The sequence below is a fragment of the Streptomyces sp. NWU339 genome (assembly GCF_003143855.1).
In the GTDB taxonomy this organism is placed as follows: Bacteria; Actinomycetota; Actinomycetes; order Streptomycetales; family Streptomycetaceae; genus Streptomyces.
Window position 1 is genome coordinate 45,735 of the sequence record NZ_QFRK01000020.1, and the last position, 21,311, is coordinate 67,045.

Sequence of the window (21,311 nt, forward strand, 5' to 3'; positions counted from 1 at the left end):
GGCACGGGAGGTACGGGCGTTCACGACACCGGCTCCTTCAGTGCACGGTCGACCGGAACCGTTGCCGTGACCGTCACCGCGGCTGGGTCCAGGTCGCCCGGCGTGGGCATCACGCTGCCGGGTGTCTGGACGGCCGCCGCTCCGTGGGCGAGCGCCGAGGCGAGTGCCTCCGGCCCGTGCCCGCCGGCGATGAGGAAGCCGGAGAGCGAGGAGTCGCCCGCGCCCACGTTGCTGCGGACGACGTCCACCCGGGCGGTGCCGAACCAGGTGCCGTTCTCGTCGACGAGCACCTGCCCGTCGGCGCCCAGGCTGGCGAGCACGGCGCGGGCGCCCATCTCGCGCAGCTCCCCGGCCGCCTTCACCGCGTCGCCGACGGTGGCCAGGGGGCGTCCGACGGCCTCGGCGAGTTCCTCGGCGTTCGGCTTCACCACGTCGGGCCGCTCGCGCAGCGCCGCGGCCAGCGCGGGCCCGGAGGTATCCAGGGCGATGCGCACTCCGGAGGCGTGCGCCCGTGCGACCAGCTCGGCGTACCAGGAGGGGTCCAGGCCGCGCGGGAGGCTGCCGCAGCAGGCGATCCAGTCGGCACTCCGCGACTGCAGGTGGACCGTCTCCAGGAGCAACTCCTGTTCGTCCGCCGTCAGCTCCGGACCGGGCGCGTTGATCTTCGTCAGGACGCCGTCCGCCTCGGCGAGCGCGATGTTGGAGCGGGTGGCACCGGCCACCGGAACCGGAGCGACCTCGATGCCCTGCGCGTCCAGCAGTTCGGCGACCAGGGCGCCCGGGGCGCCGCCCAGGGGCAGGACGGCCACGGTGCGCCGGCCGGCCGCGGCGACGGCGCGGGAGACGTTGACTCCCTTGCCGCCCGGGTCCACGCGTTCGCCGGTGGCCCGGATGACCTCGCCGCGGTCCAGCGCGGGGACCTCGTACGTACGGTCCAGGGACGGGTTGGGGGTGACGGTGAGGATCATGCACGCACTACTTCCGTGCCGCCGCGCTCGATCGCGAGGGCGTCTTCGGGGCTCAGCCCGCTGTCGGTGATCAGCAGGTCCACGTCGTCCATGCCGCCGAAGCGGGCGAAGTGCTCCTGGCCGTGCTTGGAGGAGTCGGCGAGCAGCACCACGCGACGGGCGGCCGCCATGGCCGCGCGCTTCACCGCGGCCTCGGCGAGGTCGGGGGTGGTCAGACCGTGTTCGACGGAGTAACCGTTGGCCGCGACGAACAGCACGTCCGCGCGGATCTCGCCGTACGCGCGCAGCGCCCAGGCGTCCACGGCGGCACGCGTACGGTGCCGCACACGGCCGCCGATCAGGTGCAGTTGGATGCCGGGGTGGTCGGCGAGGCGGGCCGCGACGGGCAGGCTGTGGGTGACGACGGTGAGCGAGAGCTCCACCGGCAGGGAGCCGGCGAACAACGCCACCGTCGAACCGGCGTCGACGATCATCGTGCCCTCGTTCGGAAGTTCCGCGAGGGCGGCCTTGGCGATGCGCTCCTTCTCGGCGGCGGCGGTCGTCTCACGCTCGGCGAGGTCCGGCTCGAGGTCGAGGCGCCCGACGGGGATGGCCCCGCCGTGCACCCTGCGGACCAGGCCCGCGCGATCGAGGGACTTCAGGTCCCGGCGGATCGTCTCCGCCGTCACCTGGAAATGCTCAGCCAGCGAGACCACATCCACCCGGCCGCCGTCACGGGCGAGCCGCAGGATCTCCTGCTGACGCTCCGGTGCGTACATGCCCACTCACCTCCGACCAATGCCCGAACGCGTGGTTTCCCTTCGAAGGCTACGGCGAGATACCCGAAAAGTAAACAGAAACGGATCCAAGCGGGCGCGAACGGACTTCTGTTTGTGTCTGTTCTCTGCTGACGTCCTCCGATGGCGGCACGGAAACGGATAGACGGGCAGACGGATGACCGAAACAGGTCAGATCGTGTCCTGGTTCCGCGGCACCCTCGAACCCATGACGACGGACACTCCCGCCCGGCTCCTCCAGCTCCTCTCCCTCCTCCAGACGCCCCGCGAATGGCCCGGCGGCGAACTCGCCGACCGTCTCGGGGTGTCCCGCCGCACGATCCGGCGGGACATCGACCGGCTGCGCGACATCGGCTACCCGGTGCGGGCGACGCTGGGCTCGGGCGGCGGCTACCGGCTGGTCGCGGGCAAGGCGATGCCACCGCTGGTGCTCGACGACGAGGAGGCGGTGGCCATCGCGGTCGGACTGCGCGCCGGCGCCGGGCACGCCCTGGAAGGCGTGGAGGAGGCCTCCGTGCGGGCGCTGGCCAAGCTGGAGCAGGTGCTGCCCGGCAGGCTGCGCCACCGGGTGACCACGCTCCAGGCCGCCACCACCCCGCTGATCAGTGGGGACGGCCCGACCATCGCACCCGAGACGCTGACCGTCATGGCCGCCACGGTCGCCGGGCGGGAACGGCTGCGGTTCGCCTACCGGGCGGCCGACGGCACCGAGTCCCGGCGCGTGACGGAGCCGTACCGGCTGGTGTCGACCGAGCGGCGCTGGTACCTCGTGGCGTACGACCTCGACCGCGCCGGCTGGCGCACGTTCCGCGTCGACCGGGTGAGCGAGCCGTTCGCGACCGGGGCGAGGTTCACGCCGCGTGAGCTGCCGACCGGGAGCGCGGCGGAGTACCTGCGGCAGTCCGTGCACCGCGCGCAGGAGTCGTACGACCTCGACGTCACCTTCGCCGCACCGGCCGAGGCCGTCGCGGCGCGGATGACGGGCTGGCTGGGCACGCCCGAGCCGCTGGACGAGCAAAGCTGCCGGCTGCGCACGACGACGGGCGGCCCCAAGGACTGGACGGCGGTACGCCTGGCCATGCTCGGCTACGACTTCACGGTGCGGGAACCCGTGGAACTGGTGGAGAGCGTACGGAAGTTGGGGGTGCGGATGACGAGGGCGGCGGCAGGGCGGTGAAGGAAGGACACGCAGACTTCCACCGCCAGGGCATCACCGTCAAGACGTCACTGCCAGGACATCGCCGTCAGGACATCGCCGTCAGATCGCCCCAAGGGAAGTTTCTTAGCACCGCGAGGTTGGCCAGGGCCAGCTCCGCCGGCCCCTGCGGGCCCTCGGCGGGGGCGTCGCTTGCCGCCCAGCCCTCCGTCGCCGTGCGCACGGCGGCACTGGCTACGGCGGCGGCGAAGCGCAGCCGCGTATCCACGGCAACGTTGTCGAAGGGGAGTTGACCACCCGTCACCCGGTTCTCTCTCGACCCGCCGACCGGCAGCCGCGACGCCAGCGCCTCCGCCAGCGCACGCTCCGACGCCTGGCACACCTCCGCCCACACCCGGCACAAGGACGGGTCGGTGTGTGCCAGCCGGATCAGGGTGCGCATCCACGTCCAGGAGGCCTCCGACACCCCGACACCCGGCGTCAGGGTGTACCGCACGGCGTCCTCCAGGGCCTGCGGCACGGATGTTCCGGGCGGCGCCGTCCGCACCGCCTCCACCCAGCGCCGGGCCCCGGCCTCGTAGAGGGGGGTGATGGCCTCTTCCTTGGCGGCGAAGTACCGGTAGAAGGTGCGCGGGGCGATGCCCGCCGCCCGGGCGATGTCCTCGGCGCGGGTGGCCCGCAGTCCCTCACGGACGAAGAGGCCGGCCGCCGCGCGGGCGATCTCCATACGGGTCTCGGCCTTGCGCCGCTCGGTCAGTGAGGCCCGCGGAGCCGACGACGGCGTCGAGGGCGTGGGGGTGCTGCTCACGCCCAGCAGGCTATGCCCATGTGGCACAATCTGCCATCTGGCGGGCCACCCCGGGGTTCAGGTTCGGGGTGGCCCGTTTTCCTGTCCGTCCGGTCGCCCGTCCGGCAGGGGCTCCGGCGGGGATGGGGAGAGCCGGGCCCGGCACCCGGGGGGAGGGCGCCGAACCCGGCTTGGGAAGTCCCGGCGCCGGGGGGTGGTGCGACGGGACGTGGCTCAGAAGGCCCAGGAGGACGAGACCCCGAGACCCGAACACCCGGGCCTTGCCTTCTTGTTCCCTGGGCTCAGGGGGTTGAAGCAGTGTCACGGCGTCAGGTTTGCGCCGTCTTTCACCACCCCACACTCACGGCGACGCCACAGCAGTCCTGTTCTGTTCCGGCGCCGCGCCGGCACTACGCCACCGCGTCGAAACCGGTGTCGCGGGCCAGCTTCTTCAGCTCCAGCAGCGCGTGCTTCTCGATCTGGCGGATGCGCTCACGGGTCAGGCCGTGCTGCTTGCCGACCTCGGTCAGCGTGCGTTCCCGGCCGTCCTCGATGCCGTACCGCATCTTGATGATGGAGGCCGTGCGCTGGTCGAGGCGGCCTATGAGGTCGTCCAGTTCCTCGCTGCGCAGCAGCGTCATCACCGACTGCTCCGGCGACACCGCCGACGTGTCCTCCAGGAGGTCGCCGAACTGGGTCTCACCCTCGTCGTCCACCGACATGTTCAGCGAGACCGGGTCGCGGGCCCAGTCGAGCACGTCCGTCACCCGCTCCGGGGTGGAGCCGAGCTCGGCGGAGATCTCCGTGGGCTCGGGGTCCCGGCCGTGCTCGCGGTTGAACTCGCGCTGCACGCGCCGGATCCGGCCCAGCTCCTCCACCAGGTGGACGGGCAGGCGGATGGTGCGGGACTGGTCGGCGATCGACCGCGTGATGGCCTGACGGATCCACCAGGTGGCGTAGGTGGAGAACTTGAAGCCCTTGCGGTAGTCGAACTTCTCGACTGCGCGCACCAGGCCGGCGTTGCCCTCCTGGATCAGGTCCAGCAGCGGCAGACCGCTGCGGGGGTAACGACGGGCGACCGCGACGACCAGACGCAGGTTGGAACGGATGAAGACGTCCTTGGCCCGCTCACTCGCGTCGTACAGCGCCTGGAGCTCCTCGGTGGTGGCCCCCACCGTGTTCTCCTCGGTGCCGTCGAGGATCTGCCGTGCGAACACACCCGCTTCGATGATCTGGGACAGCTCGACTTCCTTGGCTGCGTCGAGCAGCGGCGTGCGCGCGATCTCGTCGAGGTACATCCCGACCAGGTCACGGTCGGCTATCTCGCCGCGATGGGCGCGAACACTGCTTGCCGAGTCGGCCGTCTCGCCGGAGGCGGACTTACGACGGGCGACGGCACGGGTTGCCATGCTTGCTCCCTTACGATAATGAGTCAGCGGGTGGTTCCTGCGGATACTCGGCACGTACGGTCAGGTCTGCGTCTCGGTCTCATGCGGACTCTGCTCGAGTGCCCGGCATCTGCTGGAAACAACGACTGGAATCCGGACAGAATTCCCAACCCGCCCCCCGAATTTTCTGATCATGCAGTACCCTGTCGGGCCGCAGGGGACGCGAACGCCGTCGCCCTGCGCGAACGCCCAGGTCAGGCCGGGAGCCGAGGGCGATCTGACACCGCTCACCGCTCTGTGGGACCGGGACGCTCGTGAGACGGCAATCACGCTCGACACCGCGGTCCTCACTCCGGAGGAGCACCACCCCGCCCCCGACTGCTCTCTCCCTTGTAGACGGCCCGTACCGCCCGATGGTTGTCACGGAGCCGCCCCGGGCGGTACCGGGTGGCGGGCACCGGGCGCTCCGGCTGCCTACCACCGCCACCCGTCACCCGTGCACCCGCGCACCCGTCACCGCAACTGCAGCCCTCAGGCCTCAGGCCTCAGGCCTCAGGCCTCAGGCCTCAGCCGAACTGGACCGACCGCTTCGCCAGCCCCAGCCAGAACCCGTCGATCACCGACTTCTGCGTGTCCAGGTCGCCGGCGGCGTCCGCGGCGCCCATGGTCACGAAGAGCGGTGCGAAGTGCTCGGTGCGCGGGTGGGCGAGCGCGCCCGCCGGGGACTTGCGGGTGAAGTCGAGCAGCCCGTCCACGTCACCGGCGCCCAGGGCCCGGTTCCCCCAGTCGTCGAACTCCGTCGACCACCTGGGGATGCCGCCCTGCCGCAGCGCGGCCAGGTTGTGGGTGAAGAACCCGGAACCGATGATCAGCACGCCCTCGTCACGCAGCGGCGCGAGCTTCCGCCCGATGTCCATGAGCTTCACCGGGTCCAGCGTCGGCATGGAGACCTGGAGCACCGGGATGTCGGCCCCGGGGAACATCTCGACCAGCGGGACGTAGGCACCGTGGTCCAGCCCGCGGTCGGGAACGTCCTGCACGGGAGTGCCGGGGGCGCGCAGCAGCTTGCGCACGGATTCGGCGAGCGCCGGAGCGCCGGGGGCGCCGTACTTCACCTGGTAGTAGTGCTCGGGGAAGCCCCAGAAGTCGTAGACGAGGGGGACCGTCTCGGTGGCGCCGAGGGCGAGCGGGGCCTCCTCCCAGTGGGCGGAGACGACGAGGATCGCCTTCGGGCGGGGCAGTTCGGCGGACCAGGTAGCCAGCTGACCGGGCCAGATGGGGTCGTCGGCCAGCGGCGGGGCGCCGTGGCTGAGGTACAGCGCGGGCATGCGTTCCTGAGTGGCGGCGGTCATGGCTGCGACTCCTTCCGGTGATCGGTGCAGATCTGTCCCGAGTTCGCGTGGACAGTGGTGTTTTTTACTTGAACTCTCAACCTCTGCCCCAAACCCTATCGTAATTTTGTTTAACCTTCAAGCAGAAGCGTCGTACAGTGGAGTACATGACGACGGCACCCACATCCGCATCGGCCCCGGGTTCGGCCCCCGAGCCGGCACGCACCGGCGAACCACGCTGGCTCAGCGACGAGGAACAGCGCGTCTGGCGCTCGTACATCGAGGCCAGCACCCTCCTGGAGGACCACCTCGACCGCCAGCTCCAGCGGGACGCGGGCATGCCGCACCTCTACTACAGCCTGCTGGTCAAACTCGCCGAGGCACCACGGCGGCGGCTGCGGATGACCGAGCTGGCGATGCTGGCGAAGATCACCCGCTCCCGGCTCTCGCACGCCGTGGCCCGCCTGGAGAAGAACGGCTGGGTGCGCCGCGAGGACTGCCCCTCCGACAAGCGCGGCCAGTTCGCCGTCCTGACGGACGAGGGCTTCGAGGTGCTGCGCCGGCACGCGCCCGGTCACGTGAACGCCGTACGGCAGGCGCTCCTCGACCGGCTCACCCCCGAACAGCAGAAGTCCCTCGGCGAGATCATGGAGATCATCGCCGAGGGGCTCCAGCCCAGCGAAGCGGGTGCGGACCTGCCCTGGCTCCGCTGAGCGCGGGAGCCGGGGCAGGTCCTGGGAGCCGTACGGACGAGGCGTCCCCTCCTCATCCGTACGGGTGGCCCGAGGGGACGGCGGTCAGTGGGCGACGACCGGCACCGCCGCTTCCTCCTGAGCGCCCTCGGCGCCCCCCGCGCCCCGGCCGGCCCCGTCGGAGGACCCGGTGACCGTGGTGCCCGGGCGGCCCGCGTCGACGAGGGTCAGGGCGATGACCGCGGCCAGGACGAGGATGCCGACGGCGAACCAGATCGCGCTGGTGTAGCCCTGCACCATGCCCTCGAGCCGCACCAGCTGCTGCTGGGACCGGCTCGCGGCGCCGCCGATGTGGTCGGCGACGTAGGACGTGGTGGCCGAGGCCGCGATCGTGTTCAGCAGGGCCGTGCCGATCGCGCCGCCCACCTGCTGCGAGGTGTTGACCATCGCGGAGGCGACGCCCGCGTCCCGGGGCTCGACGCCCTGGGTGGCCAGCGACATGGCCGGCATGAACGCCGTACCCATGCCGAGACCGAGCAGCAGCATGCCGGGCAGCAGTACGGCGGCATAGGAGGAGCCGATCTCCATCCGGGTGAGCAGCAGCATGCCGACGGCGGCGACCAGGAAGCCGGGGCCCATCAGCAGCCGGGGCGCGACCCGGGTCATCAGGCGGGCGCCGATCTGGGTGGAGCCCGTGATCATGCCCGCGACCATCGGCAGGAAGGCGAAACCGGTCCTGACCGGCGAGTAGCCCTTCACGACCTGCAGGTAGTAGGTCAGGAAGAGGAACAGGCCGAACATCGCGATGACCGCCAGGCCGAGTGAGAGGTAGACCCCGCCGCGGTTGCACTCGGTGATCACGCGCAGCGGCAGCAGCGGCGCCCTGACCCGGGACTCGACCAGGACGAACGCCAGGAGCAGGACGGCCGACGCGACGAACATGCCGACGGTCAGCGGATCGCTCCAGCCCTCGGACTCGGCGCGGGTGAAGCCGTAGACGAGCGCGACCAGGCCCAGGGTGGACAGCACCACGCCGGGGATGTCCAGCGGCGAGCGGTTGCGGCCGCCCTTCGGCTCACGGATGACGAAGTACGCGCCGGCCGCGGCGACGACGGCGAACGGGATGTTCACGAAGAACGTCCAGCGCCAGTTCAGGTACTCGGTGAGGAAACCGCCGAGGATCAGGCCGACGGCGCCACCGCCACCCGCGATCGCACCGTAGATGCCGAACGCCTTGGCGCGCTCCCTGCCGTCGGTGAACATCACCGCGAGCAGGGACAGCGCGGCCGGCGCGAGCAGCGCGCCGAACACGCCCTGCAGCGCGCGGGCGCCGAACATCATGACCTCGTTGGTGGCCGCGCCGCCCAGCGCGGAGGCCGCGGCGAAGCCGCCCAGGCCGAGCACGAAGGCCCGCTTGCGGCCCCACAGGTCGGCTGTCCGCCCGCCGAAGAGGAGCAGTCCGCCGAAGGCGAGGGCGTAGGCCGTGACGACCCACTGCCGGTTGCCGTCGGAGATGCCCAGGTCCTGCTGGGCGGAGGGCAGGGCGATGTTCACGATGGTGGCGTCCAGGACGACCATCAACTGGGCGAGCGCGATGAAGACGAGCGCTTTCCAGCGGTTGGCATCCGGTGCGTTCCGTGCGTCCGGTGCGTTCCGTGCTCCTGGTGTGTTCCGTGCTCCCGGTACGCCGGGTGACTTTGACGCTGTTTCAGACATGGGGGTACCCACTTCGGAACTTCGTGACGGAAAATTCAGAGCTTGAGATGAAAAAACGATGTCGTCAGGGAACGACTCGCCCACGGGGGACGGCCGTTGAGGCAGCTCTACGGGTCTTGGTCTGAAGGTCGGACTGGAACTCGGTCTGGAATTCGGTCTGAAGGTCGGGCTGGGACTCGGACGGGATCTCGGTCAGGGAGCGCTCAGTGCGCGCGCAGGTCCTCCACTGTCACCGCCGCGCCCGGCAGGACACCGCGGGCCGGGGCCCGCATCCCGTCCAGGAACAGCTGAAGATGGCGGTGGACGAACCGGTCGGCGTCGAGGCACCCCGTACCGGCCGGCGGCCGGCTGAGCTGGGCGATGCCGACCAGCAGATCACCGAAGTCCACATCGGCACGGAGCTGACCCGCCGCCTTGGCGCGGTCCATGATCTGTGCGACGAGCCCCTCGGCACGTACACGCGCGGCCCCCAGATCGGGGTGGTTCTGGTCGAAGGTGCCGGCGATCATCGGGCACAACGCGCTGATCCGCTCATCGGCGGCGGTGTGCGCGAAGCGCTCCAGCGCCTCGAAGGCGTCCCCGGTCTCGGCGAGTGCACGCTCGGCCGCCTGCGCCGTACGGTCCATCACGGCGCACACGACCTCGCGCACCAGCGCGTCGCGGTCGGGGAAGTTGCGGTACACCGTGGCATTGCCCACGCCGGCCCGGCGGGCGATGTCGTCGAACGGCACGTCGGGCCCGAACTCGACGAACATCTCCCGGGCGGCGGTGACGATCCGCTCCCGGTTGCGCAGGGCGTCGGCACGGGGCCGGGACACCTTGCGCGATACGGAAGGGGCGGTCTGCACGATGCACTCCTGTCGCTCTGCCTGCCGGTGCTCTGCTCACCGGCGTTTCGCTCACTGATGTCCTGCTCGCTCTCGCGATCCGGGGAAGAACTCCCCGCTTCACGCGAACACAGGTCCAAACGGGGAAGCGGTCCCCGCTTATTTCCCACCCGGGAAACCCTTGATGTGATCTGAGCCACATCCGCGCGGGCGTCCGTCACCACCCCTCCCACCCCGTTTCTCCCGCCCCTCCCACCCCGTTTCCCCGGAAACCGCACGATCGGCCCCTTCAACGCGCGCCCACGCACCCCGCGACAGAGGGTGATCGAAAGGGTGCAGTCGGAGACCGGCGGCTGCCGTGTGGAGCGGAGGGCCCCCGCATGCAGGCGCAGCCGACCAGCAGCCGGATATCCCCGCGCCGACTGGCCGCCCTGGCGTCCGTGACCGCATTGACCCTCGCCGCCATACCCTCGGCCGGCAACGGCCACCTCTCCCCGTACAACTCGGCCCCCGGCCCCAGCGCCCTGGCCCCCTCCTCCTCACACGGCCCGTGCATGATCAGCAGCGCCCGCGAGGTGCAGATGTCGGAGGGCATACCCACGGGCGCCGGCTACACCCGCTCCACCGGCACCGTCCGCGCCCTCACCCTCATGATCGACTTCTCGGACGCCCCCGGCGAGGGCGACGCCCTCGACCGCTACAGGGAGTTCTTCCCGCAGACGCAGAAGTGGTTCCGGACCAGTTCGTACGGCCGCCTCGACTACCGCCCCGAGCTGCCGATCCCCGGCTGGCTGCGGATGCCCAAGTCGTTCCGGGACTACGGCATAGAGCGCGGCGCCCCCTTCGACCCCGACTACCGCGAGCTGGTCCGGGACCTCGTGGCAAAGGCGGACCCGAAGGTCGACTTCGGTGCGTACGACCTGGTGAACGTACTGGTGACCCCGAACGCGGGGCCCTCCGCCCTGGACACGGTCCTGTCGGTGACCTTCGCGGGCAACGCGGAGGCCCCGACGGCGGACGGCGTGCCCATCGCCAACGCGTCGTTCGTCTACTCCCGTCAGGACGACGGCTCCGGCTCCCTGGACCGCACCGGTTACCGCGTCCTCCCCCACGAGAACAGCCACGTCTTCGGCCTGCCCGACCTCTACACGGCCGAGGGCGGCGGCGCCGCGGGCCACTGGGACATCATGAGCGAGGACTGGGGCGCCAACAACGACCTGCTCGGCTGGCACAAGTGGAAACTGGGCTGGCTGGACGCGCCCCAGGTGCACTGCGCGGCGGGCACGGGCACCCGTGAGTACACCCTGACGCCGCTGGCCGAGTCGGGCGGCCCGAAACTCGTCTTCCTCCCGCTGGACACCAGCTCCGGCTACGCCGTCGAGTTCCGCACCCGGGCCGGCAACGACGAGGCGGTGTGCCGCCCCGGCATCCTCATCTACAAGGTCGACGCGGACGTCGACACCGGAATGGGCCCCATCACGGTCTACGACTCCCGCCGGAACAGCGGCGGCTGCACCCGTAGCCCCAACGTCCACGCGGAACTCTCCGACGCCACCTTCACCCCCGGCGAGACCTTCATCGACCGCAAGGCGGGAATCCGCGTCAAGGTCCTGGAGCCGACCACCCCGAACACGGACTCGGCCTCCGACACGGACTCCGGCACGGCCTCCGGCACGGGCTCCGACACGGGCTCCGACACGGGCTCCGGCTCAAGAACGCCGGAGTACCGAGTGCAGATCACCCGAGCCTGACCCCTCGTCCGAGGCCCGCGCGGATGCCCGGCCGGGCGGGTGGGGGCTCGCTTCCGACGTCGAAAACAGGCGGCGCGAAAAGGAAGCGGGCAGCAAACGGGCACCGTTCCGAGCGGACCGGGTGGGGATCATGCTCCGTTTTTGGCCGAAGAAGGCCCCTGTCTGCGGGAACAGGCACAGCGAAGCGGGCACATCCGGTCACGGAACGCATGACGTTTTGCCTGGTCATAACCCTGGGCGTAGCCATAAATAGTCCGCAAGAGTCCGAACGGACCGGACTCTGTGGGGCGCGATCGCGCCACACCGGAAACGGCCCGACCGGGTGTCGGCCCGAGTCGCGCAGGGGAGGTGCCACCGTGGACGCCGAAGAACGCCGACGTTCCATCCTGGAAGCGACGCGCCGAGCCGGCTCGGTGGACGTCGCCAGGACGGCCGCCGACCTGGGCATCTCCAAGGAAACCGTACGGCGCGACCTGAACCTGCTGGCGGCTCACGGGCTGGTGCGGCGAACCCACGGCGGCGCCTACCCCGTCGAGAGCGCCGGCTTCGAGACGACGCTCTCCTACCGCACCACCAGCCAGGTCAGGGAGAAGTCGCGGATCGCCGCCGCAGCCGTGGGCCTGCTCGGTGACGCGAAGACGGTGTACATCGACGAGGGCTACACCCCGCAGCTCATCGCCGCCGGCCTGCCTCGCGACCGGCCGCTGACCGTGATCACCTCCTCCCTCGCCGCGGCCGGCACCCTGGCCTCCGTCGAGAACATCACCGTGCTGCTGCTCGGTGGCCGCGTCCGCGGCGCCACGCTGGCGACCGTCGACCACTGGGTGACCCACACGCTGTCCGACCTCGTCATCGACCTGGCCTACGTCGGCGCGAACGGCATCTCCCGCCAATGGGGGCTCACCACTCCGAACCCCGCGGTGAGCGATGTGAAGACACAGGTCATGGCTGTTTCCCGACGCCGGGTGTTCTCGGGCGTCCACAGCAAGTTCGGAGCGGCCAGCTTCTGTCGTTTCGCCGGAATCGGGGACTTGGAGGCGATCGTCACCGACACCGGACTCCCCGCCTCCGAAGCCCGTCGCTACGTCCTCCTGGGACCGCAGGTCATCCGGGTCTGACCCACGGCTCTCCCCCACACACGCCACGCGCCAGACACCACACACCACGCATCACGCATCACACACTCGCCACTCGCCCGACCGGGCGCGGGCCTTCCACGCCCTCGAACACCTCTGGAGCCAACCATGCCCACCCACAAGACCACCCGAGTCCGGAGAACCACCCGCGCCGTACTCGTCGCCGTCTCCGCCGGTTCACTGCTGGCCGCGTGCAGCGGGGCCGGCGGGTCGGGTTCGGAAGCCGGGGGCGAGAGCATCAACGTCCTCATGGTCGGCAACCCGCAGATGGAGGACATAGCGAAGCTGACGAAGGACACCTTCACCAAGGACACCGGCATCAAGGTGAACTTCACGATCCTTCCCGAGAACGAACTGCGCGACAAGGTCACCCAGGACATCGCCACCCAGGCCGGCCAGTACGACGTCGCCACCATCGGCGCCTACGAGGTGCCCATCTGGAACGAGAACGGCTGGCTGCAGGAGCTGAGCTCCTACGCCGAGAAGGACTCCGCCTTCGACAAGGACGACCTGCTCAAGCCCATGGTCCAGTCCCTGTCCGGCGACGACGACAAGCTGTACGCGCTTCCGTTCTACGGCGAGTCGTCCTTCCTCATGTACAACAAGGAGGTCATGGCGGAGAAGGGCATCACCGTGCCCGAGAGGCCGACCTGGCAGCAGATCGCCGACATCGCCGCCAAGGCCGACGGCGCACGCCCCGGCATGAAGGGCATCTGTCTGCGCGGCCTGGCCGGCTGGGGCGAACTCGGCGCGTCACTGTCGACCGTGGTCAACACCTTCGGCGGCACCTGGTTCACCGAGGACTGGAAGGCCCAGGTCAACAGCGCCGAGTTCAAGAAGGCGACCGACTTCTACGTCGACCTGGTCAGGAAGCACGGTCAGTCGGGCGCCGCGCAGTCCGGGTTCACCGAGTGCCTCAACGCGATGAGCCAGGGCAAGGTCGCGATGTGGTACGACGCGACCAGTGCGGCGGGACCGCTGGAGGACCCCAGCTCCAGCAAGATCGCGGGCAAGGTCGGCTACGCCTACGCGCCGGTGGACAGGACGGACAGCTCCGGCTGGCTGTGGACCTGGGCGTGGGCGATGCCGAAGACCACCAAGAAGGCCGACGCCGCCTCGAAGTTCATGCTCTGGGCGTCCGGCAAGGAGTACGAGAAGCTCGTCGGCGAGAAGCTGGGCTGGTCGCGTGTTCCCGCCGGGAAGCGGGCCAGCACCTATGAGATCCCCCAGTACAAGAAGGCGGCGGCGGCCTTCGGTGACATCACCCTCAAGTCCATCGAGCAGGCGAACCCGACGAACCCCGGTGTGCAGCCGCGGCCCACGGTGGGCGTCCAGTTCGTGGCCGTCCCCGAGTTCCAGGACCTCGGCACCAAGGTGACGCAGGACATCTCCGCGGCCATCGCGGGCAAGACCAGCGTGGACAAGGCCCTGGACAACGGCCAGAAGCTCGCGGAGGAAGTCGCCAAGAACTACCGGTGACCCGCCCGGTCACCCTCCGGTGAATCCCGCTGCCCGTCGGACGCCGACGCCCTGACGGGCAGCACCCCCGCCGCGGTGCCCGGTACGCCCTCCTCCGCCCCGGCGGACGCCACCCCGTCGGCGTCCGCCGACCGGGCACCGCCTCTTCCCCACCCCCGGCCGCGATCGGCTGCGACCGGCCGGCTCAAGGACCCCTCATGACCACGCTCACCCCCGCACCCCGAGCGGTGCGCACAGACCCCCCGCACCGGCCGGGCAAACGGGAGACGCCGCACAAATGGCGGCGGCGCATCCCACTGCTTCCGGCGCTGATCTTCACGATCGTCGTGACCCAGCTGCCGTTCGTGGCCACGCTCGTCATCTCGACCTTCCAGTGGAACATCCTCAAGCCGGGCGAACGGCACTTCACCGGCCTGTCCAACTACGGCTTCGTCTTCACCGACGAGAGGCTGCGCACGGCGGTGCTGAACACCATCGTGCTCACCGCTTCGGTGGTGATCCTCAGTGTGGTCCTCGGACTGGGGCTGGCGCTCCTCCTCGACCGCCGCTTCCCCGGCCGGGGCCTGGCCCGCACCCTGCTCATCACACCGTTCCTGGTCATGCCGGTCGCCGCCGCGCTGCTGTGGAAGCACGCCATCTACAACCCCGACTACGGCCTCCTCAACGGCACCCTCAACGCGGTGTACCGCCTCTTCGGAGCCGAGAACGGCCCCACCGTCGACTGGGTGTCGAACTCCGCGATGCCGGCCGTCGTCGTCGCGCTGGTGTGGCAGTGGACCCCGTTCATGATGCTCATCCTGCTGGCCGGACTCCAGGCCCAGCCCGGCGACGTGCTGGAGGCCGCCCGGGTCGACGGCGCCTCGGCCCGGCAGACCTTCCGCCACATCACCCTGCCCCACCTGCGGCAGTACATCGAACTGGGCGTCCTGCTCGGCACCATCTACGTCGTGCAGACCTTCGACGCGGTCTTCACCATCACCCAGGGCGGCCCCGGCTCGCAGACCACCAACCTCCCCTACGAGATCTACCTGACCATGTTCCGCAAGTACGAGTACGGCGAGGCGGCCGCCGCCGGTGTGGTCGTGGTGATCGGTTCCATCGTCGTCGCCACGTTCGCCCTGCGCACCATCGCGTCGCTGTTCCGCGAGGAGGTCTCCCGGTGACCACCACCCAAGCGGCGCCGGCCGCCACTCCCGCGGCCGGGTTCAAGAAGTTCCTCCGCCGCAAGAACGACCGCAGCGGTCAGGGTGGTCAGGGCGACTCACCGCGGCTGACCCCGGTGTGGGCCTTCGTCGCCTGGCTCGCCACCCTGGTCTTCTTCGCCCCGGTGGCCTGGATGGTGCTGACCAGCTTCCACCAGGAGGCCGACGCCGCCACCAACCCGCCCAGCCTGCTCGCGCCCTTCACTCTGGACCAGTACGAACTGCTGCTGGGCCGGGACATCACCCCGTACCTTCTCAACTCGGCCATGGCGAGCGTCATTTCGACACTCCTCGTCCTCGCCCTGGCGATTCCGGCGGCCTACGCGCTGTCCATCAAGCCGGTCGAGAAGTGGACCGACGTGATGTTCTTCTTCCTGTCGACGAAGTTCCTGCCCGTCATCGCGGCGCTGCTGCCGGTGTACCTGATCGCCAAGGACGCCGGGATGCTGGACAACGTCTGGACGCTGATCGTCCTCTACACCGCCATGAACCTGCCGATCGCGGTGTGGATGATGCGCTCCTTCCTCGCCGAGGTCCCCAAGGAGATCCTGGAGGCCGCCGAGGTCGACGGCGCCGGACTCCCCACCGTGCTGCTGCGCATCGTCGCCCCCGTCGCCATGCCCGGGGTCGCCGCCACCGCGCTGATCTGCTTCATCTTCAGCTGGAACGAGTTCCTGTTCGCCGTCAACCTCACCGCCACCAACGCCTCCACCGCCCCGGTGTTCCTCGTCGGGTTCATCACCAACGAGGGGCTCTTCCTCGCCCGTCTGTGCGCCGCCGCCACCCTGGTGTCCCTGCCCGTCCTCATCGCCGGCTGGGCCGCCCAGGACAAGCTGGTCCGCGGTCTGTCCCTAGGAGCAGTCAAGTGAAAGCCGCCCTCATCGAAGCCCCCGGCAAGGTCACCGTCACCACGGTCCCCGACCCCACCCCGGGACCGCGCGACGTCGTGGTGGACGTGGCCGCCTGCGGGCTGTGCGGCACGGACCTGCACATCCTCCAGGGCGAGTTCGCGCCCACACTGCCCATCGTGCCGGGCCACGAGTTCGCCGGCGAGGTCGTCGGCATCGGCAGCGCGGTCACCGAACTCGCCCTCGGCGACCGGGTCGCCGTGGACCCCTCCCTGTACTGCTACGAGTGCCGCCACTGCCGCACCGGCCACAACAACATGTGCGAACGCTGGGCCGCGATCGGCGTCACCACCGCGGGCGGCGCCGCCCAGTACGCGGTGGCCCCGGTGGCGAACTGCGTCAAGCTGCCCGAGCACGTCCGTACCCAGGACGCCGCCCTGATCGAACCGCTGTCCTGCGCGGTACGCGGCTACGACGTCCTGCAGTCCCGCCTCGGCGCCCACGTCCTGATCTACGGCTCCGGCACCATGGGCCTGATGATGCTGGAACTGGCCAAGCGGACCGGCGCAACCCGCGTGGACGTCGTCGACATCAACCCCGACCGCCTCGCCACCGCCCGCCGGCTCGGCGTCTCCGCCACCGCCACCGACGCGGACGAACTGGACCGGCCGCAGGGCTGGGACCTCGTGATCGACGCCACCGGCAACGCGGCCGCCATCCAGGACGGCCTGGACCGCGTCGCCAAGGCCGGCACCTTCCTGCAGTTCGGCGTCGCCGACTACGCCACCCGCGTGACCATCGACCCGTACCGCATCTACAACCAGGAGATCACCATCACCGGCTCGATGGCCGTGTTGCACAGCTACGAACGCGCCGCGGACCTCTTCGCGACGGGCGTCCTGGACCCGGACGTCTTCATCAGCGACCGCATCCCGCTCGACCGCTACCCGGAGGCACTGGAGCAGTTCGCAGCGGGCCAGGGTCGAAAAATCCTCATCACCCCCTGACGCGGGATGAGGGGGCCGGGCACCCGCCCGGCCCCCTCATCACCCCCTGCCCTTATACCGACGACCCTCACCGGTACGTATCCGCTACGCTGTCCCTGGTCGGTCACCGGTACGCCGCGCCCCGCAACCGAGCAAGACCGCGGAGCACCGCGCACCATGCCCGACCAGTGGGCTTGCCCCCTCACAGGGGACGCCTTCGCCTTCGTAGCTCAGGGGATAGAGCACCGCTCTCCTAAAGCGGGTGTCGCAGGTTCGAATCCTGCCGGGGGCACAGACCTGGACCGCAGGTCAGAGAGTGTTTCGGCCCCCCGTTCCGTTCGAACGGGGGGCCTTTCTCATGCCGGGAGTCCACAAAGAGTCCACATCCCCACGGGGAAACGTTCCTTCTCTCACTCGTTCGGGGGACTGGACTGTGTTCTACAGGCACGTAGAGTGGCGATCACGAGAGGGGCAGGTACGTCTCCCCACGCGCGCCTGAGACGCGCCTCTCGTAGACCTGCACGGTGCCCGTCGGGGAGGACGGCCCGAGCAGGCGGAGGCCCCCACCGGGATTATCGGCGGGGGCCTTCTCATGTCCAACGTAGACCGCCCCGGAGATGTTCATCTCCGGGGCGGGACGCCTTGACCATGTCTTGGCGTCTGACGGCCGGAAGGCGGAGACGCGTACGCCCGCCGGCCGCTCCTGCCCGCGCACCACTCGCGCTGTCGCAGACGGGGCGGTGTCTCATTCTCCCCCACGAGTGATCATTAAAAGCCTGGTGAGGCCAGGCTGACACAAGATCGCTGGGGACACAGCGTGTGACGCGTGCCCGCAGACCCGACCGATGACGAGTGGACCGAACGCGAGATGCTTCGCGTCGGCCAGCGCATCCGGGACGTCCGCGAGCACCAGGGCCTCACCCAGGAGAAGGTGTTCCTGGCCGTGCCGATGAACCGGGCGCACTACCAGGACATTGAGTCGGGCAGGGCGAACCCCACGCTCAGGACGCTGGTGCGTATCGCCCGTGCCATCGGCGTCGACCTCGTCGACCTCGTCCGCTGACCCCGGGCATGAGACGGCCCCGCCCATCCGCCACGGGGGATGCGGACGAGTGGGGCCAGTCCAGGGTGCTACGCGGTCACCAACGGCCGACGCAGCAGGGCACGAGCCCGGTCCGCTAGCTCCGGGTCGTCCAGCGTCATCCGTCCCGCCGTCACCCGCAGGTGCCCGTAGTAGGGGCCGTCCAGGTCGACGGTCTGCGTCATGTCGAGCGACCACTCGGCGTCCGGGACGTCGATGCTGCCGGGTTTCATCACGGTCCGGGAGCTGTAGCCCGTGCAGGCGAGCCAGCAGCCGCACCGCTGCTCGTGCGACCCTCCCCACTCGCGGACGAACCCGTGCCGTCCTCCCAGTGCGAACAGGTCGCCGGGTTCGTGGACGTTACCTTCGACGGGGATCACTCCGAGGACTGCGGTGAGGCCGCCATCGGCGGTCGTGTACGCGAGCACGCAGCGGGAGCTGGTCTGCCAGTCGTTCAGGAAAGCGAAGATCGTGACCCGGCCCCGCCCGGATGTGGGTCTCGCCATCGGTGTGTCCTTTCTCCAGGTGGCCGGCCCCCGCCACTGTATGGGCGAGGGCCGACCGCCCCTACACGGTCACGGCTCAGACGTGGTGCTCGCAGGTGGGCAGCGGGTTGCCGCCACCGCCGTCGTCACCGCACGTGTCGCCGCAGTCGACCTCCGCCTGCCACAGCTCGGGGTCGACCCGGTAGCCCGCGGCCTCGATGGCCGCGACCGTGAGGGGGAGCACGTCGGCGGCGGGCGGGTAGGACACCCCGCCGAAGCCGTCGCACGGGTTGTGGTGGACCTTCCGCCAGCCGTGCGAGGTGAAGAAACTGTCGTACTGGTGGGTGTACTCGAAGAACGTGTGCCAGGCCGGGTCCACGGCGCGGCTCATGAACAGGGACGGTGCGCCCTCGGGCTTCTGTGCGCAGGTGGCGAGGTAGGCGAGGGCCTGGTCCGTGATGGCCTCCGCGCGCTCCTGGTCCAGGCCGGTGTTCTTGGCGACCCGGAGGCTCAGCCGCTCGAAGAACTCCGGGGCGACCAGCGTCCTCGCCGCGGTGGCTTCCATGACTGGTGCAGACATTGCGTACTCCACTTCTGGTGAGAGGTGTCGGTGCCGTGCAACCCGTCCCGCCAGACGCTTCCTGTCATCCGGCGGGACGGGGGTCTTGGGGTGCGGCCCTGCCCTCGGGGGTGGGGTCAGGGCCGCACAGTCCCGCTACCGGCCCGGCCGGCGGGCTGCGGGCCGGGAGCGGGGGTCAGTGGGTGCAGCGGCGGATGCGGACGTTGCAGTCGGAGACGCGCGTCCAGTCACCCGCGCTGCGGGCGGTCTCCCGCTGGCGAGCCCAGCGCCGGCAGCTCGTGCAGCCGGGGGCGGGCGCCGGGTCGGGGAGCGGCATGCCCAGGAGCGGCGGGTCCCCCATGGTGTTCAGCGGCTCGGTCACAGCCCGCCCTCCCTGATGAGGCGCTGCGCTGCAACGGCGACCGGACAGGTCGGGTCCGTCTTGCAGCGCTCGCACGCGGGGGCGTGGGTGAGCAGGAGCTTGTACGCCCGCTGCCCCGCGCAGCGCTTGCATCCGCGGGGGAACCAGTCAAACGAGCCGCCCGGCCGCTTCTTCTTCCGCGGGCCGAGGTTGACGGCCGTGGCCAGGGTGAGTGCGATTCCGTCCCACACGCAGACAGCGCCGCGCACCTGCGCCTCGGTGAGCCCGTCCAGGGCGGGTAGCTCGAGGGCCGCTATCACTTGATCCCGGGCGGTCTTCGTCGTGGGGCTGTCGTCCGTACAGGCGGGCTGCGTAGGCTCTGCCATGTCGTCGCTCCCTCGTAGCGATGGCCACGCCCCCGGACCGGTCGCACGGTCGCGGGGGTATTCCCTTCACTGCGGAGCGTAGCCCTAGTGGGCCTAGCTAGCTAGGCGAAACAGGCGAACTCGTCTCGCTCGGCATGGTTCGCCCGCCTAGCGTCTTGATCATGGAGTGGGAGCCGAACGTACCAAGGTGGCGGCAGGTGTACGCGATCCTCGAGGAGCGCATCGCCGACGGTACCTACCCGCCCGGCTCCCAACTGCCCGGTGTGCTGGGCATTCAGGCCGAGTTCGGTATCGCGCAGATGACCGCCCGCCGCGTCCTCACCGAACTCCGTGAGGCCGGCCTCGCGCAGATGCAGCCCGGGGTGGGCACGTTCGTCACCGACCTGCCGAAGAAGTAGCACCGGCTCACACTCCAGTTCGGTTGTACTCGTCCACCCTCGCGGGCGGCGGCGGTGGGTCTATCCGGTGCCGCCGCATCACCCCCGTCAGCTCGTCCACGTACAGGGCGAGGGACCGGACCAGAGACCGCAGCGACCGCACTTCGTCCCGGGCCGTCGTCAGTTCCTGCCGCAGCTCTGTCTTGATCGCCTCGAACGCGGCCCGGTCCTCGGCCCGCTGCGCGGGCTCAGCCTGCACTGCGGCAGTCGTGCGCTGCGCCTCCGACGTCAGCCGGGCCGCCGCTTTCGTGGCCCGGGACGTGAAGACAGCAGCGCCGACCATCGCCGCGGCGGCGAACAGCGAGCCGATGATGCCTGCTGCAACCCCCCACGCTCCGTTCATCTGCGTGCCTTTCGTGGTGCAGGGTGGGGGACGGAGTGCTCAGGCACTGTCGCCAGCCACATGATCAAGAGGACGTGCCCGATACCGAACCACGCGGCCAGGGCCAGCCCTCGCAGGTGCTCCCCCGTTACGGCTCCCCACAGGTACGCGAACCCCCAGACGAACGGCGGCACCTGCGCGGAGTAGAAGCCGAGCCCGTCCCGGCCGACACGCAGCCACGCGAACGCGAAGGTGATCGCCCCGCAGATGATCCACACCGAAGACCAGCAGCGGATGTCCGCGAAGCGGGTGAGCAGGCCGAGGCCGACCGGGCCGGGCTCGGGCTGGAGCGCGAACCCCAACCCGAAGCACACTTTCGCCGAGCCGAGGATGACGAGCGCTGTACCGCGGCGGCCCAGACGTCGGGTGAGCCGCCGGACCGCCGCGCACATCAGATGTCCCTGGTGGGCTTGTTGGGCACGGCCCAGGTGATGCCCCACGCGGCGAGGACGGCGAGCACGATGGTCACGCCCTCCCCGGCCGTCACCACGTTGTCCTGTACGGCGGTGACACCGGCAGCGGACCCGGCCGCTATCCCGGACACGACGGCCTTGGCGATGCTGCTGATCTTCATGGG

24 protein-coding genes and 1 tRNA gene are annotated in these 21,311 nt (G+C 70.2%); 11 read left to right on the forward strand and 14 right to left on the reverse strand.

The genetic code is table 11. The annotated features are described in order from the left end of the window. Positions 1-20: 20 nt before the first annotated feature. Both pfkB and DIZ27_RS22930 read right to left on the reverse strand, forming a co-directional pair. Positions 21-968: a 1-phosphofructokinase gene (gene pfkB / locus DIZ27_RS22925; RefSeq protein WP_109380323.1), complete on the reverse strand. Its 948-nt coding sequence runs from the start codon at positions 966-968 to the stop codon at positions 21-23. Then, entirely contained in the window at positions 965-1,726 is a 762-nt protein-coding gene (locus tag DIZ27_RS22930) for a DeoR/GlpR family DNA-binding transcription regulator (protein ID WP_109380412.1), read from the reverse strand. The genes pfkB and DIZ27_RS22930 overlap by 4 nt, the downstream gene beginning before the upstream one ends. 226 nt (positions 1,727-1,952) lie before the next feature. Between DIZ27_RS22930 and DIZ27_RS22935 the strand changes: the two genes are divergently transcribed. Then, complete coding sequence (locus DIZ27_RS22935; protein ID WP_109380413.1) at positions 1,953-2,921, forward strand: YafY family protein; 969 nt, start codon at positions 1,953-1,955, stop codon at positions 2,919-2,921. A 67-nt stretch (positions 2,922-2,988) separates the two neighbouring features. Here DIZ27_RS22935 and DIZ27_RS22940 read toward each other — a convergent pair whose 3' ends face one another. From DIZ27_RS22940 to DIZ27_RS22950, 3 genes are all read right to left on the reverse strand, one after another. Continuing rightward, complete coding sequence (locus tag DIZ27_RS22940) at positions 2,989-3,627, reverse strand: TetR/AcrR family transcriptional regulator (RefSeq protein WP_109380324.1); 639 nt, start codon at positions 3,625-3,627, stop codon at positions 2,989-2,991. Positions 3,628-4,097: 470 nt separating this feature from the next. Further along, positions 4,098-5,096 carry an RNA polymerase sigma factor RpoD/SigA gene (locus DIZ27_RS22945; protein ID WP_109380325.1) on the reverse strand — a complete coding sequence of 333 codons (999 nt, stop codon included), beginning with the start codon at positions 5,094-5,096 and terminating at the stop codon, positions 4,098-4,100. 545 nt (positions 5,097-5,641) lie between these two features. Continuing rightward, positions 5,642-6,427: a dioxygenase gene (locus DIZ27_RS22950; RefSeq protein WP_181383648.1), complete on the reverse strand. Its 786-nt coding sequence runs from the start codon at positions 6,425-6,427 to the stop codon at positions 5,642-5,644. Between the two features lie 146 nt (positions 6,428-6,573). Here DIZ27_RS22950 and DIZ27_RS22955 point away from each other — a divergent pair, with 146 nt between their 5' ends. Beyond that, on the forward strand, positions 6,574-7,119 hold the full coding sequence (locus DIZ27_RS22955) for a MarR family winged helix-turn-helix transcriptional regulator (protein WP_181383649.1): 546 nt from the start codon (positions 6,574-6,576) through the stop codon (positions 7,117-7,119). 84 nt (positions 7,120-7,203) lie between these two features. On the opposite strand, the gene DIZ27_RS22960 is transcribed toward DIZ27_RS22955, so the two are convergent. After that, positions 7,204-8,814 carry an MFS transporter gene (locus tag DIZ27_RS22960; protein WP_109380326.1) on the reverse strand — a complete coding sequence of 537 codons (1,611 nt, stop codon included), beginning with the start codon at positions 8,812-8,814 and terminating at the stop codon, positions 7,204-7,206. 203 nt (positions 8,815-9,017) lie between these two features. Next, complete coding sequence (locus DIZ27_RS22965) at positions 9,018-9,662, reverse strand: TetR/AcrR family transcriptional regulator (RefSeq protein ID WP_109380327.1); 645 nt, start codon at positions 9,660-9,662, stop codon at positions 9,018-9,020. 359 nt (positions 9,663-10,021) lie between these two features. Here DIZ27_RS22965 and DIZ27_RS22970 point away from each other — a divergent pair, with 359 nt between their 5' ends. The 8 genes from DIZ27_RS22970 to DIZ27_RS23010 all read left to right on the forward strand — a co-directional run bounded on the left by DIZ27_RS22970 (position 10,022) and on the right by DIZ27_RS23010 (position 18,106). Next, positions 10,022-11,392 (forward strand): M6 family metalloprotease domain-containing protein, encoded by a 1,371-nt coding sequence (locus DIZ27_RS22970; protein ID WP_109380328.1) that lies wholly within the window; start codon positions 10,022-10,024, stop codon positions 11,390-11,392. Between the two features lie 356 nt (positions 11,393-11,748). Continuing rightward, positions 11,749-12,510 (forward strand): DeoR/GlpR family DNA-binding transcription regulator, encoded by a 762-nt coding sequence (locus DIZ27_RS22975; protein WP_109380329.1) that lies wholly within the window; start codon positions 11,749-11,751, stop codon positions 12,508-12,510. 126 nt (positions 12,511-12,636) lie between these two features. Beyond that, the gene (locus DIZ27_RS22980; RefSeq protein ID WP_109380330.1) at positions 12,637-14,007 is read left to right on the forward strand and encodes a sugar ABC transporter substrate-binding protein; all 1,371 of its coding nucleotides are present in this window, start codon (positions 12,637-12,639) and stop codon (positions 14,005-14,007) included. 197 nt (positions 14,008-14,204) lie between these two features. Continuing rightward, positions 14,205-15,170: a carbohydrate ABC transporter permease gene (locus tag DIZ27_RS47295; RefSeq protein WP_109380331.1), complete on the forward strand. Its 966-nt coding sequence runs from the start codon at positions 14,205-14,207 to the stop codon at positions 15,168-15,170. A 107-nt stretch (positions 15,171-15,277) separates the two neighbouring features. After that, the gene (locus DIZ27_RS47300) at positions 15,278-16,078 is read left to right on the forward strand and encodes a carbohydrate ABC transporter permease (protein WP_375231997.1); all 801 of its coding nucleotides are present in this window, start codon (positions 15,278-15,280) and stop codon (positions 16,076-16,078) included. After that, positions 16,075-17,064: a zinc-dependent alcohol dehydrogenase family protein gene (locus DIZ27_RS22995; RefSeq protein WP_109380332.1), complete on the forward strand. Its 990-nt coding sequence runs from the start codon at positions 16,075-16,077 to the stop codon at positions 17,062-17,064. The genes DIZ27_RS47300 and DIZ27_RS22995 overlap by 4 nt, the downstream gene beginning before the upstream one ends. A gap of 198 nt (positions 17,065-17,262) precedes the next feature. Beyond that, a tRNA-Arg gene (locus tag DIZ27_RS23000) sits at positions 17,263-17,335 on the forward strand. 534 nt (positions 17,336-17,869) lie between these two features. Continuing rightward, a complete protein-coding gene (locus DIZ27_RS23010) occupies positions 17,870-18,106 on the forward strand; it encodes a helix-turn-helix domain-containing protein (protein ID WP_258308509.1) in 237 nt (78 codons plus the stop codon). Between the two features lie 68 nt (positions 18,107-18,174). Here DIZ27_RS23010 and DIZ27_RS23015 read toward each other — a convergent pair whose 3' ends face one another. The 4 genes from DIZ27_RS23015 to DIZ27_RS23030 form a co-directional block, all read right to left on the reverse strand. Continuing rightward, positions 18,175-18,630, reverse strand: a complete 456-nt coding sequence (locus DIZ27_RS23015) for a hypothetical protein (protein ID WP_109380334.1) — start codon at positions 18,628-18,630, stop codon at positions 18,175-18,177. A gap of 76 nt (positions 18,631-18,706) precedes the next feature. Then, positions 18,707-19,189, reverse strand: a complete 483-nt coding sequence (locus tag DIZ27_RS23020; RefSeq protein WP_146228981.1) for a hypothetical protein — start codon at positions 19,187-19,189, stop codon at positions 18,707-18,709. 175 nt (positions 19,190-19,364) lie between these two features. Next, positions 19,365-19,550: a hypothetical protein gene (locus tag DIZ27_RS23025; RefSeq protein ID WP_109380336.1), complete on the reverse strand. Its 186-nt coding sequence runs from the start codon at positions 19,548-19,550 to the stop codon at positions 19,365-19,367. Next, positions 19,547-19,915, reverse strand: a complete 369-nt coding sequence (locus DIZ27_RS23030) for a hypothetical protein (protein ID WP_258308510.1) — start codon at positions 19,913-19,915, stop codon at positions 19,547-19,549. Before DIZ27_RS23030 ends, DIZ27_RS23025 begins: the two co-directional genes overlap by 4 nt. Positions 19,916-20,076: 161 nt before the next feature. Here DIZ27_RS23030 and DIZ27_RS23035 point away from each other — a divergent pair, with 161 nt between their 5' ends. Beyond that, a complete protein-coding gene (locus DIZ27_RS23035) occupies positions 20,077-20,313 on the forward strand; it encodes a winged helix-turn-helix domain-containing protein (RefSeq protein ID WP_109380337.1) in 237 nt (78 codons plus the stop codon). A gap of 7 nt (positions 20,314-20,320) precedes the next feature. Here DIZ27_RS23035 and DIZ27_RS23040 read toward each other — a convergent pair whose 3' ends face one another. The 3 genes from DIZ27_RS23040 to DIZ27_RS23050 are packed head-to-tail and all read right to left on the reverse strand — an operon-like array spanning position 20,321 to position 21,308. Further along, positions 20,321-20,695, reverse strand: coding sequence for a hypothetical protein (locus DIZ27_RS23040; protein ID WP_109380338.1), 375 nt, complete (start codon positions 20,693-20,695; stop codon positions 20,321-20,323). Then, complete coding sequence (locus DIZ27_RS23045) at positions 20,692-21,126, reverse strand: hypothetical protein (RefSeq protein ID WP_109380339.1); 435 nt, start codon at positions 21,124-21,126, stop codon at positions 20,692-20,694. The genes DIZ27_RS23040 and DIZ27_RS23045 overlap by 4 nt, the downstream gene beginning before the upstream one ends. Beyond that, positions 21,126-21,308, reverse strand: a complete 183-nt coding sequence (locus DIZ27_RS23050) for a hypothetical protein (protein WP_109380340.1) — start codon at positions 21,306-21,308, stop codon at positions 21,126-21,128. Before DIZ27_RS23050 ends, DIZ27_RS23045 begins: the two co-directional genes overlap by 1 nt. Positions 21,309-21,311: the final 3 nt, after the last annotated feature.

Excerpts from the sequence above, each read along its gene's own strand:
- DIZ27_RS22940 (WP_109380324.1), bottom strand. The coding sequence starts at position 3,627 with ATGGAGATCGCCCGCGCGGCGGCCGGCCTCTTCGTCCGTGAGGGACTG.
- pfkB (WP_109380323.1), bottom strand. The coding sequence starts at position 968 with ATGATCCTCACCGTCACCCCCAACCCGTCCCTGGACCGTACGTACGAG.
- DIZ27_RS23045 (WP_109380339.1), bottom strand. The coding sequence starts at position 21,126 with ATGTGCGCGGCGGTCCGGCGGCTCACCCGACGTCTGGGCCGCCGCGGT.
- DIZ27_RS47295 (WP_109380331.1), top strand. The coding sequence starts at position 14,205 with ATGACCACGCTCACCCCCGCACCCCGAGCGGTGCGCACAGACCCCCCG.
- DIZ27_RS23040 (WP_109380338.1), bottom strand. The coding sequence starts at position 20,695 with ATGAACGGAGCGTGGGGGGTTGCAGCAGGCATCATCGGCTCGCTGTTC.
- DIZ27_RS22945 (WP_109380325.1), bottom strand. The coding sequence starts at position 5,096 with ATGGCAACCCGTGCCGTCGCCCGTCGTAAGTCCGCCTCCGGCGAGACG.
- DIZ27_RS23050 (WP_109380340.1), bottom strand. The coding sequence starts at position 21,308 with ATGAAGATCAGCAGCATCGCCAAGGCCGTCGTGTCCGGGATAGCGGCC.
- DIZ27_RS23015 (WP_109380334.1), bottom strand. The coding sequence starts at position 18,630 with ATGGCGAGACCCACATCCGGGCGGGGCCGGGTCACGATCTTCGCTTTC.
- DIZ27_RS22970 (WP_109380328.1), top strand. The coding sequence starts at position 10,022 with ATGCAGGCGCAGCCGACCAGCAGCCGGATATCCCCGCGCCGACTGGCC.
- DIZ27_RS22935 (WP_109380413.1), top strand. The coding sequence starts at position 1,953 with ATGACGACGGACACTCCCGCCCGGCTCCTCCAGCTCCTCTCCCTCCTC.
- DIZ27_RS23035 (WP_109380337.1), top strand. The coding sequence starts at position 20,077 with ATGGAGTGGGAGCCGAACGTACCAAGGTGGCGGCAGGTGTACGCGATC.
- DIZ27_RS22980 (WP_109380330.1), top strand. The coding sequence starts at position 12,637 with ATGCCCACCCACAAGACCACCCGAGTCCGGAGAACCACCCGCGCCGTA.
- DIZ27_RS23020 (WP_146228981.1), bottom strand. The coding sequence starts at position 19,189 with ATGTCTGCACCAGTCATGGAAGCCACCGCGGCGAGGACGCTGGTCGCC.
- DIZ27_RS22950 (WP_181383648.1), bottom strand. The coding sequence starts at position 6,427 with ATGACCGCCGCCACTCAGGAACGCATGCCCGCGCTGTACCTCAGCCAC.
- DIZ27_RS23030 (WP_258308510.1), bottom strand. The coding sequence starts at position 19,915 with ATGGCAGAGCCTACGCAGCCCGCCTGTACGGACGACAGCCCCACGACG.
- DIZ27_RS22930 (WP_109380412.1), bottom strand. The coding sequence starts at position 1,726 with ATGTACGCACCGGAGCGTCAGCAGGAGATCCTGCGGCTCGCCCGTGAC.
- DIZ27_RS22960 (WP_109380326.1), bottom strand. The coding sequence starts at position 8,814 with ATGTCTGAAACAGCGTCAAAGTCACCCGGCGTACCGGGAGCACGGAAC.
- DIZ27_RS22955 (WP_181383649.1), top strand. The coding sequence starts at position 6,574 with ATGACGACGGCACCCACATCCGCATCGGCCCCGGGTTCGGCCCCCGAG.